General features: G+C 64.0%; 28 protein-coding genes. 13 read left to right on the top strand and 15 right to left on the bottom strand.

Annotated features, from left to right (window positions below; translation table 11 throughout):
• Both QM590_RS17485 and QM590_RS17490 read right to left on the bottom strand, forming a co-directional pair.
• On the bottom strand, positions 1-193 hold a 193-nt coding region (locus tag QM590_RS17485), incomplete at its 3' end, for an IS110 family transposase (protein WP_332112697.1).
• A 294-nt stretch (positions 194-487) separates the two neighbouring features.
• Positions 488-1,357 carry an AraC family transcriptional regulator gene (locus QM590_RS17490; RefSeq protein ID WP_269595832.1) on the bottom strand — a complete coding sequence of 290 codons (870 nt, stop codon included), beginning with the start codon at positions 1,355-1,357 and terminating at the stop codon, positions 488-490.
• 154 nt (positions 1,358-1,511) lie between these two features.
• Between QM590_RS17490 and QM590_RS17495 the strand changes: the two genes are divergently transcribed.
• On the top strand, positions 1,512-1,958 hold the full coding sequence (locus tag QM590_RS17495) for an aldo/keto reductase (protein ID WP_269595835.1): 447 nt from the start codon (positions 1,512-1,514) through the stop codon (positions 1,956-1,958).
• A gap of 7 nt (positions 1,959-1,965) precedes the next feature.
• Here QM590_RS17495 and QM590_RS25965 read toward each other — a convergent pair whose 3' ends face one another.
• A complete protein-coding gene (locus QM590_RS25965) occupies positions 1,966-2,430 on the bottom strand; it encodes a GNAT family N-acetyltransferase (protein ID WP_411741357.1) in 465 nt (154 codons plus the stop codon).
• Positions 2,427-2,801, bottom strand: a complete 375-nt coding sequence (locus tag QM590_RS17500; protein ID WP_269595831.1) for a cupin domain-containing protein — start codon at positions 2,799-2,801, stop codon at positions 2,427-2,429. Before QM590_RS17500 ends, QM590_RS25965 begins: the two co-directional genes overlap by 4 nt.
• Positions 2,802-3,054: 253 nt before the next feature.
• Between QM590_RS17500 and QM590_RS17505 the strand changes: the two genes are divergently transcribed.
• Positions 3,055-3,780, top strand: a complete 726-nt coding sequence (locus QM590_RS17505; protein WP_269595830.1) for an HAD-IA family hydrolase — start codon at positions 3,055-3,057, stop codon at positions 3,778-3,780.
• Positions 3,781-4,061: 281 nt separating this feature from the next.
• Here QM590_RS17505 and QM590_RS17510 read toward each other — a convergent pair whose 3' ends face one another.
• Positions 4,062-4,511, bottom strand: coding sequence for a MarR family winged helix-turn-helix transcriptional regulator (locus QM590_RS17510; RefSeq protein ID WP_269595829.1), 450 nt, complete (start codon positions 4,509-4,511; stop codon positions 4,062-4,064).
• 80 nt (positions 4,512-4,591) lie between these two features.
• On the opposite strand from QM590_RS17510, the gene QM590_RS17515 reads away from it, so the two are divergent.
• On the top strand, positions 4,592-5,236 hold the full coding sequence (locus tag QM590_RS17515; protein WP_269595828.1) for a hypothetical protein: 645 nt from the start codon (positions 4,592-4,594) through the stop codon (positions 5,234-5,236).
• A gap of 6 nt (positions 5,237-5,242) precedes the next feature.
• Here QM590_RS17515 and QM590_RS17520 read toward each other — a convergent pair whose 3' ends face one another.
• The 3 genes from QM590_RS17520 to QM590_RS17530 all read right to left on the bottom strand — a co-directional run bounded on the left by QM590_RS17520 (position 5,243) and on the right by QM590_RS17530 (position 7,481).
• Positions 5,243-5,455: an oxidoreductase gene (locus QM590_RS17520; RefSeq protein WP_068045421.1), complete on the bottom strand. Its 213-nt coding sequence runs from the start codon at positions 5,453-5,455 to the stop codon at positions 5,243-5,245.
• Positions 5,456-5,469: 14 nt separating this feature from the next.
• Positions 5,470-6,540, bottom strand: coding sequence for a phospho-N-acetylmuramoyl-pentapeptide-transferase (gene mraY, locus QM590_RS17525; protein WP_068045417.1), 1,071 nt, complete (start codon positions 6,538-6,540; stop codon positions 5,470-5,472).
• A 116-nt stretch (positions 6,541-6,656) separates the two neighbouring features.
• Entirely contained in the window at positions 6,657-7,481 is an 825-nt protein-coding gene (locus QM590_RS17530) for an AraC family transcriptional regulator (RefSeq protein WP_269595826.1), read from the bottom strand.
• Between the two features lie 46 nt (positions 7,482-7,527).
• On the opposite strand from QM590_RS17530, the gene QM590_RS17535 reads away from it, so the two are divergent.
• Both QM590_RS17535 and QM590_RS17540 read left to right on the top strand, forming a co-directional pair.
• Positions 7,528-7,905, top strand: coding sequence for a VOC family protein (locus tag QM590_RS17535; protein ID WP_269595825.1), 378 nt, complete (start codon positions 7,528-7,530; stop codon positions 7,903-7,905).
• Between the two features lie 18 nt (positions 7,906-7,923).
• Complete coding sequence (locus QM590_RS17540) at positions 7,924-8,310, top strand: VOC family protein (RefSeq protein WP_068045411.1); 387 nt, start codon at positions 7,924-7,926, stop codon at positions 8,308-8,310.
• A 4-nt stretch (positions 8,311-8,314) separates the two neighbouring features.
• Here QM590_RS17540 and QM590_RS17545 read toward each other — a convergent pair whose 3' ends face one another.
• From QM590_RS17545 to QM590_RS17560, 4 genes are all read right to left on the bottom strand, one after another.
• Entirely contained in the window at positions 8,315-8,707 is a 393-nt protein-coding gene (locus QM590_RS17545; RefSeq protein ID WP_269595824.1) for a VOC family protein, read from the bottom strand.
• The gene (locus QM590_RS17550; RefSeq protein ID WP_269595823.1) at positions 8,704-9,216 is read right to left on the bottom strand and encodes a mycothiol transferase; all 513 of its coding nucleotides are present in this window, start codon (positions 9,214-9,216) and stop codon (positions 8,704-8,706) included. The genes QM590_RS17545 and QM590_RS17550 overlap by 4 nt, the downstream gene beginning before the upstream one ends.
• Positions 9,217-9,317: 101 nt before the next feature.
• Positions 9,318-9,671, bottom strand: coding sequence for a PLD nuclease N-terminal domain-containing protein (locus QM590_RS17555; protein WP_269595822.1), 354 nt, complete (start codon positions 9,669-9,671; stop codon positions 9,318-9,320).
• A gap of 87 nt (positions 9,672-9,758) precedes the next feature.
• A complete protein-coding gene (locus QM590_RS17560; protein ID WP_269595821.1) occupies positions 9,759-10,376 on the bottom strand; it encodes a LysE/ArgO family amino acid transporter in 618 nt (205 codons plus the stop codon).
• Positions 10,377-10,451: 75 nt separating this feature from the next.
• Between QM590_RS17560 and QM590_RS17565 the strand changes: the two genes are divergently transcribed.
• A complete protein-coding gene (locus QM590_RS17565; protein WP_269595820.1) occupies positions 10,452-11,306 on the top strand; it encodes a LysR family transcriptional regulator ArgP in 855 nt (284 codons plus the stop codon).
• Between the two features lies 1 nt (position 11,307).
• On the opposite strand, the gene QM590_RS17570 is transcribed toward QM590_RS17565, so the two are convergent.
• The gene (locus QM590_RS17570; protein ID WP_269595819.1) at positions 11,308-11,712 is read right to left on the bottom strand and encodes a hypothetical protein; all 405 of its coding nucleotides are present in this window, start codon (positions 11,710-11,712) and stop codon (positions 11,308-11,310) included.
• Between the two features lie 129 nt (positions 11,713-11,841).
• Here QM590_RS17570 and QM590_RS17575 point away from each other — a divergent pair, with 129 nt between their 5' ends.
• On the top strand, positions 11,842-12,168 hold the full coding sequence (locus QM590_RS17575) for a hypothetical protein (RefSeq protein WP_269595818.1): 327 nt from the start codon (positions 11,842-11,844) through the stop codon (positions 12,166-12,168).
• Here QM590_RS17575 and lat read toward each other — a convergent pair.
• On the bottom strand, positions 12,165-13,493 hold the full coding sequence (gene lat, locus QM590_RS17580; protein WP_269595817.1) for an L-lysine 6-transaminase: 1,329 nt from the start codon (positions 13,491-13,493) through the stop codon (positions 12,165-12,167). The two genes, QM590_RS17575 and lat, sit on opposite strands and share 4 nt — an antisense overlap.
• A gap of 124 nt (positions 13,494-13,617) precedes the next feature.
• Between lat and amaB the strand changes: the two genes are divergently transcribed.
• Genes amaB through QM590_RS17595 form a run of 3 tightly spaced genes read left to right on the top strand, consistent with a single transcriptional unit; the run spans position 13,618 to position 16,887 of the window.
• Complete coding sequence (gene amaB, locus QM590_RS17585; protein ID WP_269595816.1) at positions 13,618-15,153, top strand: L-piperidine-6-carboxylate dehydrogenase; 1,536 nt, start codon at positions 13,618-13,620, stop codon at positions 15,151-15,153.
• 16 nt (positions 15,154-15,169) lie between these two features.
• Positions 15,170-16,402, top strand: a complete 1,233-nt coding sequence (locus tag QM590_RS17590; RefSeq protein ID WP_269595815.1) for a hypothetical protein — start codon at positions 15,170-15,172, stop codon at positions 16,400-16,402.
• Positions 16,403-16,455: 53 nt separating this feature from the next.
• On the top strand, positions 16,456-16,887 hold the full coding sequence (locus tag QM590_RS17595; RefSeq protein ID WP_269595814.1) for a hypothetical protein: 432 nt from the start codon (positions 16,456-16,458) through the stop codon (positions 16,885-16,887).
• 88 nt (positions 16,888-16,975) lie between these two features.
• Here the strand turns inward: QM590_RS17595 and QM590_RS17600 are convergent, their stop codons facing one another.
• Positions 16,976-18,688, bottom strand: coding sequence for a cutinase family protein (locus QM590_RS17600; RefSeq protein WP_411741359.1), 1,713 nt, complete (start codon positions 18,686-18,688; stop codon positions 16,976-16,978).
• Positions 18,689-18,792: 104 nt separating this feature from the next.
• On the opposite strand from QM590_RS17600, the gene QM590_RS17605 reads away from it, so the two are divergent.
• The 3 genes from QM590_RS17605 to QM590_RS17615 are packed head-to-tail and all read left to right on the top strand — an operon-like array spanning position 18,793 to position 22,417.
• A complete protein-coding gene (locus QM590_RS17605) occupies positions 18,793-19,305 on the top strand; it encodes a GNAT family N-acetyltransferase (protein ID WP_269595812.1) in 513 nt (170 codons plus the stop codon).
• A gap of 26 nt (positions 19,306-19,331) precedes the next feature.
• Positions 19,332-20,234, top strand: a complete 903-nt coding sequence (locus tag QM590_RS17610; protein ID WP_269595811.1) for a DUF8832 domain-containing protein — start codon at positions 19,332-19,334, stop codon at positions 20,232-20,234.
• Positions 20,231-22,417, top strand: coding sequence for a heavy metal translocating P-type ATPase (locus tag QM590_RS17615; protein WP_269595810.1), 2,187 nt, complete (start codon positions 20,231-20,233; stop codon positions 22,415-22,417). Before QM590_RS17610 ends, QM590_RS17615 begins: the two co-directional genes overlap by 4 nt.
• Positions 22,418-22,424 lie beyond the last annotated feature (7 nt).

The following is a 22,424-nucleotide window of genomic DNA, read 5'->3' on the forward strand; positions in this document are numbered from 1 at the left end:
GCTCCACGGTCCCGGCCGCGGTGATCCACGCGATCAGATCCGCGTGGCCGGCGGCGGTGGTGGGGAACTCTCGGTCGCCGACCTCGCGTCCGAGGTAATCGACGATCGCGGCATGGTGGGTGCTCTTGTGGGTGTCGACACCTACGAAGACGGTGGTGCTGACATCGGGTGGATTGTCGGTCATGCTGGACATGGCTATCCCTTCGTGGTGGTGGCCACGCACCGGCCGGGACGGCGGACAAGACTGTGATGGGACTCTTTGGACAGGCTCCTATGAAGTCACTTCGCCCACCGGTCGCGTGTGTCTACAGCGACAGAGGGTCGGGAACCGACACATCGTTTATAAGACAGTCCATCGGACGTCGGTCACATTGTGAGTCAGGCCCCGGCCCACTGCAGATATCCAGTATCAACCGGACATATCCATACTCACAGTCACATTGAGTGAACATGGTGGGCCGCGACGGGAGGGGAGGAGTGAGGACGGCTAGTGGCTTCGTTGGACTGGAATCCAGAGTTCTCCCGCTCCCGAGGTCCAGTCGGGGGAGGTTTCTTTGACGGTCAGGATTTCCGGTCCCGGGATTGTTTCGTAGGGGTTGGAGGGGAACCATTCGCTGAAGGCGTCGGCCCAGAGTTGTTGGAGTGCGGGGGCGAGTGCGGTGTCGCTGCTCGTCTCGAATACCGCCCAGGTCGATGCGGTCACGGCGAGGGTGTCCCAGTCGGATGTTCCAGCCATAGTGCTCGCCGCGGCGAAGTAGTAGTCGAAGAGACTGCCGTCTTCTCGTTCGGGCTCGAAGCCGTCGCTGACGAAGAGGATGTCAGGAAGCTCGGGCAAGTCTGCCAGTTCGAGTAGTTTTTCCCCGGTTCCAGGGGCGAGGCTACGGTGGAATTCGGCCATAGCGGTGTTCTCGCCGCGGAACCGCAGTGGGATTCGGGTGGATTTGCCGACGATGTGAAATGCAGGCAGTTCGGTGATGCGGTATCGCATGGTGCTTCGTCCTTCGATGGTCAGGTGAAATGTCACGGCCTGTCTGGAACGAAGGACTGCTCCGGGTCGGCGGGCCTGAGATGGTGTGATGCCGTGCAGGTCTCGGAAGGCACGGGTGAATGCGTCTGCCGTGTAGCCGTATTTGGTCGCGACGTCGAGCACCGCTGTGCCGTCGAGAATGTCTGCTGCTGCCAATGTCATTCGGCGTTGCCGGATGTAGTGCGACAGAGGCAATCCAGCCAGTGCCGAGAACACGCGTCTGAAGTGGTATTCGGATGTCAGCGTGATGCGGGCGAGCTCCCTCGCATCGATCTCGCGGTCGAGATTGTTCTCGATGTGGTCGAGTGCCGCGTTCCATCGTTCGAGCATGTGCCGGTGACCTTCCTTCGTTCTGTCCCAAACGATAGGTGCACTGCATCACCGGAGTCTCGACTTCCCGTGCCGCGAAAGGTCGGATTCAGATGGTGCGAAGGTGCGGTTGACGTGAGCGCAGGCGGTCGAGTTCATCGATCGCAGACGCGTCATTCCCTGGGCACCGCTGGGCGGTGGAGTGTTGACCGGCAAGTACACCGCGGCGGACCTCGCGGTGCCGGGTTCCGATGCGCCGGCGGGTACTCGACGCGATCATGCGAAGGCGAGCGGAACGCTGACTGCGCGGGGGCTCGCGATCGCGGACACGGTTGTCGGGGTCGCTCGCCAACTCGACGTGACTCCTGCTCAGGTGGCGTTGGCGTGGACGCTTCGGCATCCGTCCGTCGTCAGCTCGTTGATCGGCGCACGCACTCCGGAACAACTGCAGCAGAACATCTCTGCCCTCGACGTCACCTTCGACGATTACCAACTCGACACTCTGCAAGCAGCCAGCGCTGTCGACCTCGGGTTCCCGCACGAGTTCCTGATGCGACCCATGGTGCGCGGCGTCACGACCGGCCGCACCACGGTTCGGCCCCGTCCCATCATGACCTGGTGAAGCGAAATCACTGCCTCGGAGGAGACCGAAAGATCATGGGATCACCGTCGTCGACCAGTGTGAACCCGGCGCGCTCTAGCACCCGACGCGAGGCGCTGTTTGCCCGGTGAACCTGCGCTGCCATCGGGAGACCATCCGTGTAATCCTGCGCAAGAGCGATCAGTTCGCCTGCGTAGCCACGACCCCAATGGGCCGGATGCACCCAGTACCCGACCTCGAAGTGGTCGGACCGTCGAATCAGGCTGAGCAGACCGACGGGGTGTCGACCCTCGTTCGTGCCGATGAACCATCTCTGTACGTCCGGCGTTCGGGCGTCCTTCGCGCTCAGGGCGCGCGAGAACCGGCTATCGAAATACTCTCTACTCCAGGGTTTTCCGTCCCCGACCCATCGAACGACGTCGGGACTCGATGCCATAGAGAACAGGAAGTCGGCGTCGGATCCCACGGCGGGCCGCAACAGAATCCGCGTCACAACTCTCGGATCTGCGAGGTCAGGTCTCCGCCCGCATCGCCGGTGTTGACGGTGCCTGATCGCTCGAACAGAAGTGCAGAGACTTCTTCGATGGCTTTGGGGCAGTGTTCGACGCCCGCTGGGACCACAAAGACGTCACCGGGACCGAGAACGACATCGCGGTCGCGAAGCTGGATGGTGAGTTCTCCGCTGTGGACGAAGAACATCTCGTCGGTGTCGGGGTGTGTGTGCCAGACGAATTCGCCGAGCAGCTTCACCACCTTGACGTCAAAATCGTTGATGCTGGCCAGTCGGTGAGGCTGCCAGGGCTTCTCGATCGTGTTCAACGCTTCGGCGACGTTGCGCACCTCGTTGTCCTTGCCCATATTCATGGGTTCTGCCTTTCATCGTCAGCCGATCGACTGTCGCGATGAACTCTACCGTCGGTCAGCTCGGATACAGGACCGATGTGAACAGCTCGATAGACTCTGTGGCGCAGTAGATTTGCTTCCCGGTCGGTCAGCGTCCACATCGACAGCCGGACAAGCGAGGGCAGATGACGGGCAGTACGATGCTCATGACCTGCAGACGGTATCGGCACGAAGAATCGGCCGCCATCGAATTTTCGCAAGGAGGCCCGGCCACATGAATCTCGCCGACTACGACGTCCTGAGCTTCGATTGCTACGGAACACTGATCGATTGGGAAACCGGCATCCTCGAGGTGCTCAGGCCATGGGCACAGCAAGCCGGTTCGCCGTTGTCCGACGACGAGCTGCTTGCGGCATACGGCATCAACGAATCTCAGGCGCAGCGTGATTCGCCCGCTGCTCTGTACCCTCGGATTCTTGCCGACGCCTTCGTGCGGACCGGTGACACGCTGGGAATACCTGTCTCGGTCGAGTGGGCGGACACGCTCGGGGCTTCCGTTCCGGACTGGCCTGCATTCGAGGACTCGGCCGACGCGTTGTCGTCCCTCGGCGAGAGCTACAAGCTCGTCATCCTGTCCAATGTGCATCGCGACGGCTTCGCAGGGAGCAACCGTCGGCTCGGCGTGCAGTTCGACGCCATCGTCACCGCCGAGGACGTCAAGGCCTACAAGCCGGCGGACGATCACTTCGACGCGCTCGACGGAGTTCTCGAGACGCTGGGTGTCCCACGATCACGACTACTCCACGTCGCGCAGAGTCTGTTCCACGATCACGTGCCTGCCAAGCGCCACGGCATCCCGTCGGTGTGGATCGATCGGCGGCACGATCGCCCCGGCTGGGGAGCAACGCCTGAGCCATCCGAGGAACACAGTGTCGACATGAAGTTCCCGAGTATGGCCGCTTTCGCAGCATCGGCCCGCGAGGCGCGCTCGGATGCGTAAGGTCTCTACCTTCGTCGGCTTCTCACTAGGACTGATCGCCTCGATCGGTATCGTCCTGCGGGACGGCGCGCCGCGTTGAGTCAATTACGCATTCGTCGGCGGCGATTCGCAGTACTCGGAGTTCCTGGGTATACCTGGACAGTTGGCCACCCTCGTCATAGGTTTGCCTGTTCTGGGCGCGGTACTCGGTTTGGTTGTAGGCATTGTGATTTCAGGAGTGCGACGGATGCGCTGACCGGAGGTCGTTGAAGGCGAACGGCATTCGCCCCTGACCGGTGTCGTCACCAATGCCAGGCGTCGCCTCCGACGTTCTGGATCGTTCGCTGCAGCACTCGAATAGTGGTGACGTACTCGTCCTGTCCGATTCCCTGCATGCGTTCGTCCTGCAACATCTGTTGAACGTCTGCGGCTCGCCGAAATTGTGCTTCACCTTTCGGGGTGAACGTCACGCGCGAATTCGATTCCACGACCAAGCCTTTGGCGCGCGCGGACTCGATGGCCTCGACGATTGCTTCCGGCGTGTCGTTGTGCCCGATCTTCTCGACGGTCTCGGCGCGATCGGCCCCCGTGGGGTACAGCGAGATCTGGTGCAGGAGCCACCATTCAGGTTGGCTGACACCGACCTCGGCCAGTGCTGCGCGGATCCGATTTCGAATGGCGTCGCCGGCGCGTGCGGTCCAGAATCCGATGGGCTGAAGTTCGGGTGGCTGCATGGGTCTCAGTGTGTTCATGAAAGCGACGATAGAACCTCGACAAAGCTTCAGGTCAAGTACTCGAATGGACCGGACAGGCCATGAGTAGAGTCCCGATCGTGGACAGGCCATCCGGTAAAGCGCTCGTCGCAGTGCTGGCCGCCGTCGGCGCGTCGATAGGCGCTGCGGCAGCGGTCGTCTGGCATGTCGCCGTAGCCGATGCGCAGGAACTCGGCGTGACCCACGCCCGCCCGAGTTGGTTTCCCGTGACGCTCTATCTCGTCGCAGCAGGGGTAGCAATAGGCCTGGTGGTGGCCTCGTTTCTCGTCGATTCGGGTCTGCGCATCGTTCAGGATCGGCAGCACAGCCGCGTACACCTGTTCGTGTTGTTGATCGTCGTGGGTGCGGCACTGGGAGCGGGCAGTGCACTCGCCTGGACGCACTGGCCACCGCAACCAACCGAAGCCTCGTGGGATTGGTCGTGGGAGCATCCGTGGAGTATCGAGATCAACTCGCCTCCTGCAGCCGACTTCGGCTGGACAGCGACGGACACCTACATGGCCGAAACGTATGCGACCGACGCAGTGTTTGTGCCGTATCTCGGCGACGACCTTGTCACATCGACCTTCACCCCCACCATCGGCGATCCGTGGCTGGTGTTTCCGATCGGTGGAGTAGCGATTGCAGCGTTGGCCGCACTCACGCTGTCACTCAGAGATTTTCGCCTGACCGTGGTGTCGCGTTCGGATCAGGACGCTGTGTAGCGAGTCCTATTCGTCGGTGCGGAGTTCGTCGACCAAGGTGAACAGTCGTCCCAGGTAGTCGCTGTGAAAAACCTCGGTCGCACGGATTTTGGCGTCTCCGTCGAGGCCGAATTGGAGGTTGACGAGTTCGACTCCGATGGCGACGCGTCGAGCATCGAGTTGTTCGAGTTCGGCGGCGAGAGCGTCGACCTTGGCAACCGGAGACAGTTCTTCAGTCATCCCAGAATCGTAGGTCAGCCGACGGCTGCGAGGAATTCGCTGTAGAACAATCCGAGTCCCAGCGCCGACGCGATGGCCGCGAACAGCCACAGTCGGATGATGACCGTCGTCTCGGCCCAGCCGGCAAGTTCGAAGTGGTGGTGGATCGGGGCCATTCGGAACGGCCGCTTACCGGTGCTCTTGAACGACGCGACCTGGATGACGACGGAGGCACTCTCGGCGACGAACAGGGCTCCGAAGACGAGGGCGATAAGTTCGGTCTTGCTCACGATCGACAGGCCGGCGAGCAGTCCGCCGAGGGCGAGTGAGCCGGTGTCGCCCATGAAGATCTTGGCCGGAGCCGCGTTCCACCAGAGGAATCCGATGCAGGCACCCGCGGCCGCAGCGCAGACGACGGCGAGGTCGAGCGGATCCCGTACCTGATAGCACCCGGCGACCGAATTGGTCGCGCAGGACTGCCGGTACTGCCAGAACGTCATCACCGTGTACGCGCCGAGGACGAGCGTCATCGACCCCGCCGCCAAACCGTCGAGCCCGTCGGTGAGATTGACCGCGTTGGACCACGCGACGACGAGGAAGACACAGAACAGGACGAAGACGATCGGGGCCATGGTGAAGAACGTGGATTGGCGTACCAGCGACAGTTCGACGTTGCCCGGAGTCAGCCCGTTCCCATTGCGGAACTGCAGCGCCAGTACCGCGAAGATCACCGCTGCGCTGATCTGCCCGACGTACTTGCCGGTCGCCTTGAGTCCGAGGCTTCGTTTCATACGGAGCTTGATGTAGTCGTCGAGGAATCCGACGACGCCGAGTGCCGTCGCGAGACCGAGAATCAACAGCGCCGACGCCGAGGGCCCGTCACCGCCCATTGCGACGAGGTGCGAGCCCAGGTAACCGGCCCACAAACCGACGATGATCGCGACGCCGCCCATCGTCGGCGTTCCGCGCTTGGCGTGGTGACTTGCCGGACCTTCGACGCGGATCTCCTGGCCGAAGCCCTGCCGGGTGAACAGTGCGATGAGAAATGGAGTCAACAGAATCGAGACCGCCAACGCGATTCCACCGGCGACGAGAATGTTGATCATGCGTTGAAGCCCACTCTTCCTCTGTGCTGCTGTTCCCCACCACGATGCTTATCGGGCACCGCGAATACTGTGCCAAACGAATCGGCAAAAGTCGCATTGCGTGACGAAGGCGTTACTCAGCGCTGGTATGCGCTCGGCGGCATTCCGACCAATTCGGTGAACTCCCGAGTGAAGTGAGCCTGGTCGAACCACCCGTACCGCGCGGCCAGGTCTGCCAGCGGACCCGAGTAACCGCTGTCGAGCTCGCTGAGGGCGTCGTGAATCCGATACCGCCCGAGTACCCACTTGGGCGTCGCGCCGACATAACGCTCGAACAGCCGCTGCAGTCGACGAGTGCCGATGCCACACCGCTGTTCCACCTGCGCGACGCGAACCAGCGCCCGATCTCCGAGCATGGTCGCAATGACGTCCAAGACCACCTCGTACTCCGGCTCGACGTCACGGGCGTAGGGCGTGAGAACCGCATCGACGACGGTTCGGCAGTGGTCGGCATCGAAATGCCCATCCAGCTCGGCCAGTGCAGCGACGGTCTCGGACCGGAACGGGGTCGGTGGCGCTACCGGGACGTCGCGCAGTGTTCTCGCCACGGTTCCGGTGAAACTCGCGTAGCCGCCGGGCCGGAACTTGACGCCGAAGACCCACCCGGACTCGGCGAGGACGACATCGAAGCGGCGCGTGAGGACCCCGGTCACGACCACCGGCTCGACAACGCCCTCGCGGGTCCAACCATGTTCGACGCTCAACGTGCAGGCCGGGTGCGGGAGCGTCGAGCTGTGATGCGTTGTGCCGGGCGGCAGTTCCCACTGCAGCTGCCAGTAGTTCTCGACCCACGGTTCCAACGACTCCGAACACGGTAGCCGTACGAGGTCGACATGCTGCGCCAGCTGATCGGGCCGCAGGACGCCGGACTGGGTCGCTGTCGCGTTTTTCCTATCCGGCACGCGCGTCAGTGTAGGAGTCTGGTCCGACACGAGAAGGAGGAACACCATGACCGAGACACCCCTGGCCACGCTGAAGATGGTCACCCTGGATTGCGCCGACCCCAAGGCCAGCGCGACATTCTGGTCGTCGCTGCTGGGCTGGAGCGTCGTGCATGCGGAGCAGGAGTACGCGATGCTGCAGGGGCCGAGCAGTGCGCTCGGATTCGGCCGCGTCGACGATTACCGACCGCCGCCATTGCCGAATGCGAACGGCAGCAAACAGTTTCATTTCGATCTTGCCGTCGATGATCTCGATGTCGCGGCGACGGCTGCCGTGGAATTGGGCGCGACGCTGCCCGAGAACCAGCCCGGTGAGACCTGGCGCGTACTCCTGGACCCGGCCGGGCATCCGTTCTGTCTGACGAATGCCGCGAACTGGGGGTGACGGACTAATCTTTGCGTTGTGAAACCGCGCCTGGCAGGAATCGAAATCATCGTTGCCGACATGGCGTCGGCGCTGGCGTTCTACCGCGTTCTCGGGCTGGATATTCCGGCCGAGGCCGACGGTGAGCAGCACGTGGAAGTCGACCTCGGCGGAGTTCGCCTGCTGTTCGATCTACCGTCGACCATCACCTCGTTCGATCCGTCGTGGACGCCGCCCAGCGGGGGCCATCGCGTAGCGCTCGCGTTCGACTGTGGGACGCCCGACGGGGTGGACGCGGCGTGGGCTGCGGTGACGAAAGCCGGGTACACCGGTCACCTGCAGCCGTGGGATGCGTTCTGGGGACAGCGTTATGCCGTCGTACACGATCCCGACGGCACCACCGTCGATCTGTACGCGAACGTCTGAGGCGTCAGCTCGACGGAGCGACGATCTGAATCAGGTTTCCGCAGGTGTCGTCGAACACCGCGGTGATCACCGGACCCATCTCGGTGGGCTGCTGAGTGAACCGAACGCCGAGGCCGATGAGCCGATCGTATTCTGCTGCAACACTGTCCACTGCAAACTGTGTGAACGGGATGCCGTCCGCGAAAAGAGCATCCTTGAACGGTGCGGTTGCAGGATGACCGCTGGGCTCGAGCAGCAACCCGGTGCCCTCTGGATCCTGCGGTGAGACGACCGTGAGCCAACGATCGGGGCCACCCATGGCTACATCGTGTTTGACTACGAAGCCCAGTACCTCGGTGTAGAACGTCAGCGCCTTACTCTGATCGTCGACGAAGACGCTGGTGATGTTGATTCTCATGCCGGTCCCTCACCTCTGGGCCCGCCGGCCAGTTCGACTGCGACGTCGAGGTGACGGGCGTATTCCTGGAGTACATGCAAGCAGATCCAGATCAGCGTCGGCCTCTCATCGCTAAATCGTCCGCCGAGAGCTGCCAATTCGTCCATTCGGTGTGAGTTCAGTACTTCTTCTGTGAGCCTGGCACCGTCGTCGAGCCTGGCCAGCAGGGTCTCGGCGTCCACGTCGGCCGGCACATGCCAGGAGCCGTCCTGCTCGTCACCCCAGGGTGCGTCCACTGCTCTGCCGAGGAATCCCCAGACGAACCACCGCTGCTCCATGTGCACCAGATGGGTCAGCATCTGCAGCGGAGTCCACTCGGATGGAACGGCCGTGCTGGTCAGTGCATCGTCGCTCAGCGAAGTGATGCGTCGAACGAGCTCCCTGCGATAGAACGCCAGGTACTCGCGAAACAACTCGGCGGGATCAGAAAGGGCGGAGTTCGGCTCGGGAAATGTCGTCAGCTTGGCCATCGCATCCCTAGTCGTCGGGTAGTGAGCTGAGTGTCCACAATTCGGCTCGGCAGGCGGAAACCGTCCGCAGACGAAAATTGTGGACACTGAGCGCTGTTGGCTCAGTCGTTCCTGCGCTGCTCGCGGGCGATGCGACGCTGTTCCTCGGCCCGGGCGCGGCAACGGCGGAGGAATTCCTCGTCGCTACCCTGCGATTGGGCAACGGCGCGTCCGGGTTTGGCGTCGTACTCGGGGTAGGCCGACGAGGTGCGTGGTGCGCCGCTGCCACCCCAGATGCCGCCGTTCTCGGGCCGGCCGACGACGAGCCACGCGATCGATCCGGCGAGCGGCAGAACGATGACGAGCAGCAGCCACACCATTTTCGGAAGGTGGCGGATGCCGGAATCGTCGGCGGTGATGACATCGATCAAGCAGAAGATGGACAGCAGCATGATCAGCAGGCCGAGGTACGGCACGGGAAATCCTCGAGGTTTGTCAGACCGCGCGGTCGGTCTTTCGCAACCATCAGATCACTCGTTGTACTGCGGATCAAGTATCCAGGTTCAGCCGAGCACCAGCAGTGCTGCGAGAGTCAGCATCATGATGCCGATGCCGAGGTCGAGTACTCGCCACGCCGACGGCCTCGCGAACAATGGACTGAGCACCCGCGATCCGTAGCCGAGCGCGGTGAACCACAGCACGCTGCCCAGCATCGCGCCGGCGGCGAACCACCATCGCAGTTCACCGGGCTGACGGTTCCCGATGGAACCCAGGAACACCACGGTGTCGAGGTAGACGTGAGGATTGAGCCAGGTCAGAGCCAGGCACGTGGCCACGGCGGCGATCAGCGAACCGCCTCCGTGCGCCTCCGCGGTCATGGTGGACGGCGTCCGAGCACGGTTCAGTGCCATCAGGCCGTAGACGAGCAGAAACAGTGCACCGAGGACGGTCACGACGCGTAGCGCGACAGGAAACCGGTCGACGAGAACGCCGATTCCTGCCACCCCGGCCAGGATCAGAACCGCATCGGACAGTGCGCACACTGCCACCACCGGCAGTACATGGGCGCGCTGCAGGCCCTTACGCAGCACGAACGCGTTCTGCGCTCCGATGGCGACGATGAGGGAGAGTCCGACGCCCAATCCGGTGAGGGTCGATTGTGCGGCGGCAAGCGAGGTCATGACGGCAACGCTAGGAGCCGGTCATGATTAGGTCCAGCGAATGTATTTCAGTAATGATCAGCGTAGCTTCATATTATGGAGATCGAGCAGCTCAGAGCCTTGCGGGCCGTGGTCGACGGTGGAACGTTCGAGGCCGCTGCTCGCGCGCTGTACGTGACCCCGTCGGCGGTGAGTCAGCGCATCAAGTCGCTGGAGCAATCGCTCGGTCGGACTCTGCTTCAACGCAGCAAGCCGGTGGTGGCAACCCAGTCGGGCGTAGCAGTGCTCCGTTTGGCGCGCCAGATCGACACCCTCACCGAGCAGACTCGGGCAGAACTGAGTGACGACGGCGTCGCTGCGCCCATTTCGCTTGCCGTCAATGCGGATTCGTTGGCGACCTGGGTGCTGCCCGCGCTCGCGCCACTGGCGCGCAACACCATTTTCGATCTGCATCGGCAGGATCAGGACCGGACCGCGCAGTTGCTGCACGACGGGATCGTCTCCGCTGCAATAACCTCCGTGGCAGATCCGGTTCGTGGCTGCACCGTTCGACGCCTCGGTGCGATGCGCTACCGGCCCTCGGCCACGCCGGAGTTCATCGATCGGTGGTTCGCCGCTGGAGTGACGGCAGAGGCTTTGCGCTGTGCTCCGGTGGTCGTCTTCGATGCAGACGACCGATTGCAGGACAACTACTTACAGCGCTTCGGTGTCGCCCCCCACGAGCCGCCGCGTCACCTGGTGCCGGCTTCTTCCGACTACGCGCGAGCTGTCGACCTCGGCTTCGGCTGGGGCATGATCCCCGATCTGCAGGACCGTGACTCGCTGAAGTGCTTCGACGACAACGGGATCGACGACGTGCTGCTGTACTGGCAGCAGTGGTCGCTGTCGTCTGTCGCACTTCAGCGAGCGGCCGACGCCGTGGCAGCTGGTGCAGAACGAATGCTGCTGTAGCTCACGCCGGGGTGTCGGTCGGGACGATCTCGGGCAGTCCATCGCCGACGGGATCGAGAATCGCCGCCGATCGGGCGCCCCATCGCTCGTGCGCAGATTGCCGCGACATTCCGACCGCCGTCCCGATCGTCGCCCACGTTGTGCCCTGAACTCGAAGCACCACAACGGTTTCGATGCCATCGAGGCCGGCTGCGAGTTGCACACGCAGGCTCAACAAATGCCACGCGACGCTTCGCCGTGCGGGCAGGTCGGTAGATTGCTCGGCCTCCCAGTCCGGTGTACCCGGCAGGGGCCCTGTGCCGATGATCTCGTCGGCGATGCGTCCGGCCTCGGTGGCTGCTGCCGTCACGACGGCCCGCGTCGCAGCAGTGATATCTGCCTCGGTTGCGAGGGTGATGGGATCCATGACCGACCTCCTGTGTCAGGAAAAGCCTGACAGCAGGAGGTGGGCGTGTCAAGAATTACCTGACGCACGGAACGGGGGGCAAACCGAAAATCGCTGTACCCGACAAGTTGCCGTTGCTATTTTCGGCGGATGACCATTCGCTATCACGTGACCTCGGTACTCAACCGTGAGTCGATTCGGCGGCACGGACTCGACTGGCGTCGTATGGGTGCCGCTCGCGGTATTGCTGGTAGCAACCAGCCAGAGCAGGCGGGTTGTTTTCTGGCAGCCGATGCGTGGGAACGTGATTGGTTCGTGGGCATGAACAACACCGGTGGACCGGTCGATGTCTGGGAAGTCAGTGGAGTCGAAGAGGGTGACCTCGTGCAGTCGCCGGAGAACTTCTACTTTCGTCCCGGTGTCATTCCGACGTCACAGATTCGGTTGGTGCAGAGAGACATCCCTCCCGAGCGCTAGAGCATGCTCAGCACCCGGTCGATGGACTCGACTGCCTGGGTCAGTTCGGCTTCGGTGATGGTCAGTGCAGGGCGGAATCGCACTGCCGCGTCACCGCAGCCGAGCGCCAGCACATGTTCCTCGGTACGCAACAGCTCGATCACTCGGTCGCGGGTGGAAGCGTCGGGCAGGGAGAAGGCGCACATCAGACCTCGTCCACGTACTTCGGATACCACTGTGTGTCGAGTTGCCAAGTCCTGCAACATTGTCAGCAGTACGGCTCCGAGCTCACCGGCACGAGGGATGAGCTTCTCGGATTCGACCACTTCCAGGATTCGACGCGACCGCACCATGTCGGTGAGGTTGCCACCCCACGTCGAGTTGATGCGGGAGCTGACAGCGAAGACGTTGTCGTCGATGTCGTCGACGCGACCGCCCGCCATGACGCCGCAGACCTGAACCTTCTTGCCGAAGGCGACGACATCCGGCACGACGTCGAGCTGCTGGAATGCCCATGCGGTACCGGTCATTCCGGCTCCGGTCTGTACTTCGTCCATGACGAACAGTGCATCGAACTCGTGGCAGAGTTCCCGTAGCTTCTGCAGGAAGCGCGGCCGGAAGTGGTGATCGCCGCCCTCGCCCTGGATGGGTTCGATGATGGCGCAGGCGATGTCGTGCGGGTTGGCCTCGAAGGCCAACCGAGCCGCCGCCAACGATGCATCCTCGAGTTCGTCCATGTTCGCGCCGGATCGGATGAACGGGGATGGGATTCGCGGCCAGTCGAACTTCGGGAAGCGCGCGACCTTGTTGGGGTCGGTGTTGGTCAAAGACATCGTGTAGCCCGAGCGTCCGTGGAACGCATGCTCGAAGTGCATCACCTGAGAACCCAAGGACGCGTCCAGACCATGACTTTCGTTCCATCGCGATTTCCAGTCGAATGCGACCTTCAACGCGTTCTCCACTGCCAGGGCGCCGCCTTCGACGAAGAACAGGTGCGGTAGTCGATCGTCACCCAGGACGCGAGCGAACGTGTCGACGAATCGAGCCATGGGGACGGTGTAGATGTCGGAGTTGCTGGGCTTGTTCATCGCCGCCTGCATCAGATCGGCCCGGAAGTCCGGGTCGTCGATCAGCGCCGGATGGTTCATGCCCAGCGCGTTGGACGCGAAGAACGTGAACAGGTCCAGGTAGCGGGTGCCGTCCCTGGCGTCGACCAGCGTGGATCCGGTCGACGCATCGAGGTCGAGCACCAACTCGAAGCCGTCGGCCAGTAGGTGTTCACCGATCACGTCGCGGACGTTGGCGGCGTCGATGGTCACTCCAGTGCGCTGTAATACTTGCGTCATAAGGACGAAGATACGCGTTAATATTCCGTAAGCAAGTCCATAGAACAGGAAAATATATGGTCCGAGCCTCGATCGGTAGGCTCATCTCCGACGGTTCGGTTCTCTCCACGGAAGGTGTACGCGCATGTCTGCATCCATCACCCACGACGAGTTGAGTGTGCGCACTCGCGCGATCCTCGACCGGCTGGGTGCCACGATCGCGCTCGACGCCCCCGCGGGACCGGACGCGATCATCGCGCGCTCGCCCATCACCGGCGGAAACCTGGCGTCGCTGGCGTGTGCTTCGGCGGCCGATGTCGAGACCGTCGTCGCCGATGCACGCACCGCGTTCGTGTCCTGGTCGCAGGTGCCTGCCCCCGTGCGTGGTCAGGTGATCCGGGAACTGGGCGAACTGCTGCGCGTACACAAGGAGGATTTGGGCGCGCTCGTGTCCATCGAGGCCGGGAAGATCGTCTCGGAGGGGCTCGGTGAGGTGCAGGAGATGATCGACATCTGCGATTTCGCCGTCGGACTCTCCCGTCAGCTGTACGGCAACACGATCGCCACCGAGCGGCCCGGGCATCGCATGATGGAGCAGTGGCATCCGCTCGGTGTCGTCGGCGTCATCACCGCGTTCAATTTCCCTGTTGCGGTGTGGAGTTGGAATACCGCTCTCGCTCTCGTCGCGGGAGACACGGTCATCTGGAAGCCCTCGGAGAAGACTCCGCTGACGGCCGTCGGAGTACAGGCGTTGTTCGAGCGTGCCGCCGCCGCAGCCGGAGTGGACCCCAAGATCGCGCAACTGCTGATCGGTGACCGCGCGTCCGGCGAAGCGCTGGTGGACGATTCGCGGGTTGCGTTGGTCTCGGCAACCGGTTCGACGCGGATGGGCCGTGCTGTTGCGCCCCGTGTCGCCGAGCGATTCGGCCGGGTGTTGCTCGAACTCGGCGGAAACAATGCAGCGATCGTGACGCCGTCGGCCGATCTCGATCTGACGACGCGTGGGCTGGTGTTCTCGGCCGCCGGCACGGCAGGTCAGCGATGCACCTCGCTCCGACGCGTCATCGTGCATTCCTCGGTCGCGGACGAGTTGGTCCGCAAGCTGGTAGCGGCATACGAGACGCTGGCGATCGGATCTCCTTTGGCCACAGACACTCTGGTGGGTCCGCTGATCGATGCCACCGCATTCGCCGGTTACCAGAAGGCTCTCGAGGCGGCGGTGTCCGACGGCGGAACGGTCGTGGTCGGTGGCGAGCGAGTGAACGTGGTCGACGAGTACTCGTTCTATGTTCAGCCCGCGATCGTGACGATGCCCGCGCAGACCGACATCGTCAAGCACGAGACGTTCGCGCCCATCATGTACGTGCTGACGTACGACACCCTCGACGAGGCCATCGCATTGCACAACGATGTGCCGCAGGGCCTTTCGTCGTCGATCTTCACCACCGATCTGCGCGAGGCGGAGCGCTTCCTCTCTGCTGCCGGCTCGGACTGCGGCATCGCCAACGTCAACATCGGACCCTCCGGCGCAGAGATCGGCGGCGCCTTCGGCGGCGAGAAGGAAACCGGTGGCGGTCGCGAATCCGGTTCGGACGCATGGAAGGCCTACATGCGGCGAGCTACGAACACGGTCAACTACTCCAACGAACTGCCCCTGGCGCAGGGAGTGAAATTCGGCTGACGGCATGATCGGCAGTATGAAAGTACTGTCGATGATCCTCGCCGGCTTCGTCGTCGGCTATGCGATCAGTGATATCCGACCGCTCGACTCCCTGCTGAGCAGCACGGCCGAATTCGGTTCACCGGCAACGATCGTCAACGGGCTCACTGTCCTCGCGCTGACCGCCTGCCTGGTGAGCGTCGTGCTCGCGCGTTCGAGCGCACGGGGCGTGCTCATCATGGCGATCGGAGCAGTACTCGTCATCGTGTTCCGGACAGTCGGCATGGTGACCGGAATGTTCGGAGACTGGGCCGGAGCTGTGGGAGCAGGGGCACTGCTCGGCGCATCCGCCGTACTCGCCGGACGACATCGCAGTGCGCAGGCATCGTTGGCCGTCGCCGCTGTCGGAGCCGGTCTCCTCGGTAAAGCGCTGGATGCCCTGCTGCAAGCCGATGACGGTCCCGTGTTCATGTGGGATGTCGTCGGTGCCGAGGACGACGCGAGCCCGCAGCGGGCGATCGTCATGGTGATCGTGGCCTCGGCCGCGGCGATCGCACTGTTCCTGGTGTACCGCCACGAGGAGCTACAGCCGTACGAGACCCGGCGAATCCTGCTCGTCGGGATCCCGTTACCCGTCGCCGCGGGAGTCCTGACTTGGATTGCCGCCGGTCACGACGCTCGAAGTGTCGAATGGCTCGGTGCTCTCGCCGGTATGACGGCCGTGGCACTCGTGGCATCGTTCCTACTGCCCGGGCGGAACGGACGGCTGCTGCTGGTGCTGTTCGCGTCATCGTCGGCCGGGATCGGCTCGTTCGGCTTCGCTGCCGGTGACAGTGCGCAGCTTGCTCTGAGTGTGGGTCTGTTGGTCGTCGGAGGGGGCCTCGGCTACCGCTGGCCGCAGCTGTACATCGGACTGGGCGGGCTGTTCGTCATCGCCGTTGCGGGCGTGATCGAGGGCTATGCCGAGGTGTCGACGGGATCGGAGTTCGCACTGCCGTTGGTCGCCGCGTACGTGGTGGTGTCGGCCCTCGCGACGTCGCCGGGCTCTCTCGCGGTCTCGCTGCCTGTGCTGTTCACCATGACTCTGCCGGTGGTGGTGTACTCCGCGAGTTATCAGCCGGGCCTGTCTTCGGACGTCGCTGTCGCCGCGCGCACAAGCGAGCCCGACTACCTGGCATTGTCGGTGGCCGGGCTCGTGGTGGTAGCTGTGGTGACGGTTGCCTGCGCGGTGCTGATGCGCAGACCCGTCCAGAATCCGGCGGCTCGGTAGCTGCCGACGGCGGCGATTCCCGCGACGGCACCCTTGTCCGTAGCGTGCATCTCATGTCCGATCACAGCCGGAACACAGATCTGCCCGACGACGTCTCCGACGTGACTTTGGGTTTCTGCGTCGCCGTCGCGATGTTTCTGCCGTCGTATTTCGGCGCGACGCTCATCACCGACGCGTTGCTGGGCCGGGCAGGTCTGCCGCTGTCCCCGCTGCTGTGGCTGGTCGTGGCGGTACCTCTGGCGATTGTCATGGTGCGTGTGGAAGACCGGGTCCAGAGTCGTTCTGATTGGGACCGACTCGAGGGGTTCTGGTACACCGGCGGCGTCGGTGCACTGACTCTGCCGCCGCTGGGGCTGGCGCTGCTCGCACCGCTTCCGACGCTCACCGGTCTCGACCGGGGCGGTCCGTCGATGGTGGTGTTCGTAGCAGTGGCGCTTCTGATCGTGGGCATCGTGGTCCGGGGGAAGCTGCGCGGCACGGCCTGAGTCACGGGCACTTCGATGTGAGAACAGACGAGCCCGCCCACCGAATGAAACAGGTGGACGGGCTCGTGAGCGTTCTGCACGCACTGAACTATGGCGCAGGTACAGCCTCGGTGGTCGTGGGAACCACGGTCTCGGTTGCTGTGTCGGCGGCCGTCTCGGTCGCGGTGACGCAGACCGGCGGTGCGCCCTCGGCGGGTGTCTCGCCCTCGACTGCGACGGTGCACTCGGGGGTCGTTGCCGTCTCGGTGGCGGGGGCCGGAGCCGGAGCCGGTGCCGGACTTTCAGCGGCCGGTGCCGGCGCAGCCGGAGCTGCCAGGGTCACGACCGGGCTGGTGGTGACAGGTGCGGTAGTCGTGGCTTTGGGGGTTGCCGTTGCCGAGGTGGTCACCGGTGCCACGATGGTTTCGACCGCTGCCCGTCCCGCCTTCTCCTGTACCTCTTTGGTCTTCACCGGCTCGCCGCGGTTGGCTTCCTCGGCGAGTTCGGTCAGCCATGCCGCGGCGTACTGCACCGAGGTCAGCGGCTTGCCGTTGGCGGCATCGGCGTCGCGCCAGTAATCGAAGTGGTGTCCCGTCCCGGGTCCCAAGGTCAGGCCGTACGGATCGTTCATGATGACCGGAACGGTGTTCTGATTGGACGAGATGAATCCGGTGATCTCGCGGAAGATCTTCTGCGGCAGGTACACGAGGTCGATCATCTGACCGGTTTCGATCGGTTCCTGCTCGCCGTCGACCTTGGCCGAGACGGGAGTCGTGACCGTGCCGGGCTTGTAGCCGGGCTCGGACACCTTGATCAGCACGTCGAGGAATGTCTCGTCGCTCTGCATCCAGTTGGGCTGCGAGGCGATGTCGTTGAAGGCGTTGACTGCGATGCGTCCCAGGGCCAGTGCGAGATCTGCACCGGTGGCGGGGGTGAGCTGTTCGTTCTGCAGTGCGTCGGCGTTGACCTGACGACCGACGTTGGCGGCCAGATGAATCAGTGACGTGTTCTCCGGCAGTGCGCAGGTGAGGTCACCGTCGGAGCAGAAGGACGCCACTCGGCCGTCGAGCGCTCCGAATCCGCCGGACGTGCCGGGCAGTGCGCCCTGTCCGGGAACTGCGGTGTTGCCGTTCTGGTACTTGGTGTCGAAGCCGTCCGGGTTGCCGAACGGGTTCTCGGCACCGGGGAACGGTCCGTCTCCGGACACGCGGCCGGCGTCGGCGAAGATGACGACTCCGACGACCTGGTTGGGATCGATGATTACGTACGTGCCGTCGGCCGAAACGACCTGGTTGCCGACCTCCATCGCGGTGCGGCGGGCAACGTCTGCGCCCTCGCTGTAGCCGACGATGGCGAATCGGGTGTCGGGGCAGGACGCCGAGATCGTCCGCATGATGGTCTGTGAGTTGGTGACGCCGGTCTGCACGGCGTTCTCGTAGCTCGCCAGGTCTGCCGGGTACTCGACGTACACCGCGGCGTAGGAGTCGGGAACCACGTTGCCGTTGTTGGGGGCTCGCACGGCCTGGTCGATCCAGTCGCTGGAGTAGTCGCCGGACATCGCTGCGGGGAGCCGCTCGCCCTCGGGGGTGGTGAGCCACTTGACGCCCTCGCGCGGGGTGTCACCGCGACCGCCGATCGCGATGCTCACCATGTCGTAGCACGTGGCCGTCGACACCAGTTCGATGGATGCTTCGGTGGTCGTGGAGGGAGTCGACCAGGGTGCGGCCACAACTACTCCGGCGCCGAGGGCTCCGATCGCGAACGCGCTCAACGCAACGCGCGCACGCTTCGACTTGCCAACATTCATGTTTTCGATCCCCATCATGTCCGCCCGAACTGATCCCGACTGCAGTTGCCAGTGGGTTACCCGGCATTTCGTCCTCGGGATGGTTCGCGTTACAAAGTGGATGATTTACCGTCGTGCGCATGACAATTCACCCTCGAATTACATGGATGGAATTCGACCTGTCCGACGGTTCGACGTGCGTTGTGCGTGAGGCGGTGGCGTCGGATCTGGAATCGATCGTGGCATTGCTGGTCGACGATCCGCTGGGTGTCACGCGGGAGTCCGCGGACGAGATGGATCGATATCGCGCAGCGTTCGAGGACATCTCCTCGGACCCGCGAAACCTGCAGGTCGTCGTGGTGCACGGTGACGCGGTGGTGGCAACGCTGCAACTGACCTTCATTCCCGGGCTCGCGCGCGGAGGCGCACTGCGGGCACAGATCGAAGCAGTTCGGGTAGACGCGCAGTGGCGCAGCCGGGGACTCGGCGGTGCGCTGATCAGGTGGGCGATCGACGAGGCCAAGCGCTGGGGATGCGCTCTGGTGCAGCTGACCTCCGACGCCAGTCGAACGGACGCTCATCGCTTCTACACCCGACTCGGCTTCGTCGACTCCCACGTCGGTTACAAGATGACCCTCGGAACTACCGCTTAGATACCCTGGGGGGGTAGGGTAGTGCTGTGAACTCAGGACGGCAGGAACTCGACGCACCCACCAAGCTCGTCGGCTTTGTCGTCGGGATCGCGTTCCTGTTCCTGGCGGCGCTGTTCGTCGGGGACAAGATCGGACCCGACGCCCAGGCGACCGCGGCCGCGTCACACACCGGTCACGACGCGCACGACGAGCCGGCTGCCCCGGCCGCGATGCCTGCCGGGCTCCAGGCCACCCAGGATGGCTACGGTCTCGAACTCGATCGATCCGTCGTCGAGTCCGGGCCGGAAGTACCGGTCACCTTCACGATCAGCGAACCGGATGGGTCTGCGCTGACCGATTACGACGTCATGCACACCGAGGAACTGCACCTCATCGTCGTTCGGCGCGATCTGACGGATTTTCAACACATGCATCCGACGCGTGACGCGTCGGGAACATGGTCGACGGCTCTCGATCTCACCCGGCCCGGGCCCTACCGTCTGTTCGCCGACTTCACCCCGGCCGGCGGCGAGAACATCACCTTGGGAGCGGAGCTGACCGTTCCCGGCGACTATCGACCGCAGCCCCTGAGTACGCGGCCCCCGAGTACACCGAATGTGACATCGAGGGTCGACGGTTACACCGTGACGCTCGCCGGTGCAGTGACTGCGGGCGAGAACTCGACCGTCTCTCTGACTATCGATCAGAACGGACGCGAGGTCACCGACCTGGAGCCGTACCTCGGTGCCTACGGACATCTGGTGGCTCTCCGCGCCGATGACCTCGCCTACCTGCACGTCCACCCCGAGGACGGGCCGCCGGGGCCGACGGTCGACTTCACCGTCGACGCGCCGACTGCGGGAACATATGCGCTCTATCTGGACTTCCAGCACCAGGGCGTCGTCCACACAGCCGAATTCACCATCGAGGCACAGGAGGGTGGGGCATGAGCCAGGAAACGGAACTTCTCCTCGGCGGTATGACGTGTGCGTCGTGCGCCAACCGCATCGAACGCAAGCTCAACAAGCTCGACGGGGTGTCGGCGACGGTCAACTACGCCACCGAGAAGGCCCGCGTCACCAGTGACGGCGTGGCCACCGAGGACCTGATCGCAGCCGTCGAAGCTGCCGGCTACACCGCATCCTTGCCGGCTGCCGAACCGGCGGACGAACCCCCGACCGATCCGCTGAAGCAGCGATTGATCGTCTCGGCAGTGCTCAGCGTGCCGGTGATCGCAATGGCGATGATTCCGGCGTTGCAGTTCACCAACTGGCAGTGGCTCTCGCTCACGCTCGCCGCTCCCGTCGTCGTATGGGGAGCCTGGCCCTTCCACCGCGCCGCCTGGACCAATCTGCGGCACGGCACCTCCACCATGGACACCCTCGTCAGCATGGGAACCCTTGCGGCCCTGGGATGGTCGCTGTACGCGCTGTTCTTCGGCACCGCAGGAACGCCCGGCATGACGCATCCGTTCGAGTTCACGATCGCGCGAACGGACGGGGCGAGCAACATCTACCTCGAGGCCGCGGCAGGCGTGACCACCTTCATCCTGGCCGGACGATGGTTCGAGAGCCGATCCAAGCGTCAGGCCGGGGCGGCGTTGCGCGCCCTGATGGACCTCGGTGCCAAGACCGTTGCTGTACTGAAAGACGGTAAGGAACAGCAGATTCCGATCGAGCAGTTGGCCGTCGGCGATCTGTTCGTCGTCCGCCCGGGTGAGAAGATCGCCACCGACGGAACCGTCGACAACGGTTCCTCGGCCGTCGATCGGTCGATGCTGACCGGTGAATCCGTGCCGGAGGAAGTCGGCGTCGGCGATGCGGTGGTCGGTGCAACGGTGAACGTCGGTGGCCGAATCACGGTGCGAGCGAGCAGAGTCGGTGCCGATACTCAGTTGGCACAGATGGCGAAGGCTGTCGAGGACGCGCAGACGGGTAAGGCGCAGGCGCAGCGTTTGGCCGATCGCATCTCGGGCATCTTCGTGCCGATCGTCATTGCGATCTCGGTCGCGACACTCGGATTCTGGCTCGGCGCAGGAAATTCCGCGGCGGGCGCGTTCACCGCTGCAGTCGCGGTGCTCATCATCGCGTGCCCGTGCGCGCTCGGCCTGGCCACACCCACCGCACTGATGGTCGGCACCGGACGGGCCGCGCAACTCGGAATTCTGATCAAGGGGCCCGAGATCCTCGAATCCACCCGTCGCGTCGATACCGTCGTGCTGGACAAGACCGGAACCGTCACCACCGGTGAGATGACTCTGCAGTCGGTGCACGTGGCGGACGGCGAGGACGAGGACGTGGTCCGTGCGGTGGCGGCGGCATTGGAAGCGGGTTCGGAGCACCCCATCGCCCGAGCCATCGCGAGTGCGACCCCATCGATGACCGTCGAGGAATTCACGAGCCTCGAGGGCCTCGGGGTGCAGGGTGTCGTGGACGGCCGTGCCGCAGTGATCGGCCGTCGCTCGCTGCTGGCCGACTGGTCGATGCCACTGCCGGAGGAGCTGGCCGACGCCTTCGAGACCGCCGAGAATCAGGGACGCACCGCCGTCGCGCTCGGCTGGGACGGCCGGGCTCGCGGAGTGCTTGTGATCTCCGACTCGGTCAAGCCGACCTCGAAGCAGGCCGTCGCGGAACTGCGCGCACTCGGCCTGACTCCGGTCATGCTGACCGGCGACAACGAGGCCGCCGCCCGCACGATCGCCGCCGAGGTGGGAATCGATCAGGTCATCGCCGGCGTCCTGCCGACGGGCAAGGTCGATGCCGTCCGAGAACTGCAGGCGTCGGGCAAGGTCGTGGCGATGGTCGGCGACGGTATCAACGACGCGGCCGCGCTGGCCACGGCCGATCTGGGACTTGCGATGGGTACCGGCACCGACGTGGCGATCGAGGCCAGCGACCTGACGCTCGTGCACGGTGACCTGCGGGCCGTCGGTGATGCCATTCGGCTCTCCCGACGCACGCTGAGCACCATCAAGGGCAACCTGTTCTGGGCGTTCGCCTACAACGTCGCTGCAATTCCGCTCGCCGCTGCGGGCCTGCTCAACCCCATGCTCGCCGGTGCCGCGATGGCGTTGTCCTCGGTGTTCGTGGTGAGCAACAGTCTCCGATTGCGCAGGTTCCGCTCCGCGATGTGACTCGTTG

It is taken from the genome of Rhodococcus sp. IEGM 1372, assembly GCF_030056835.1.
Taxonomy (GTDB): domain Bacteria; phylum Actinomycetota; class Actinomycetes; order Mycobacteriales; family Mycobacteriaceae; genus Rhodococcoides.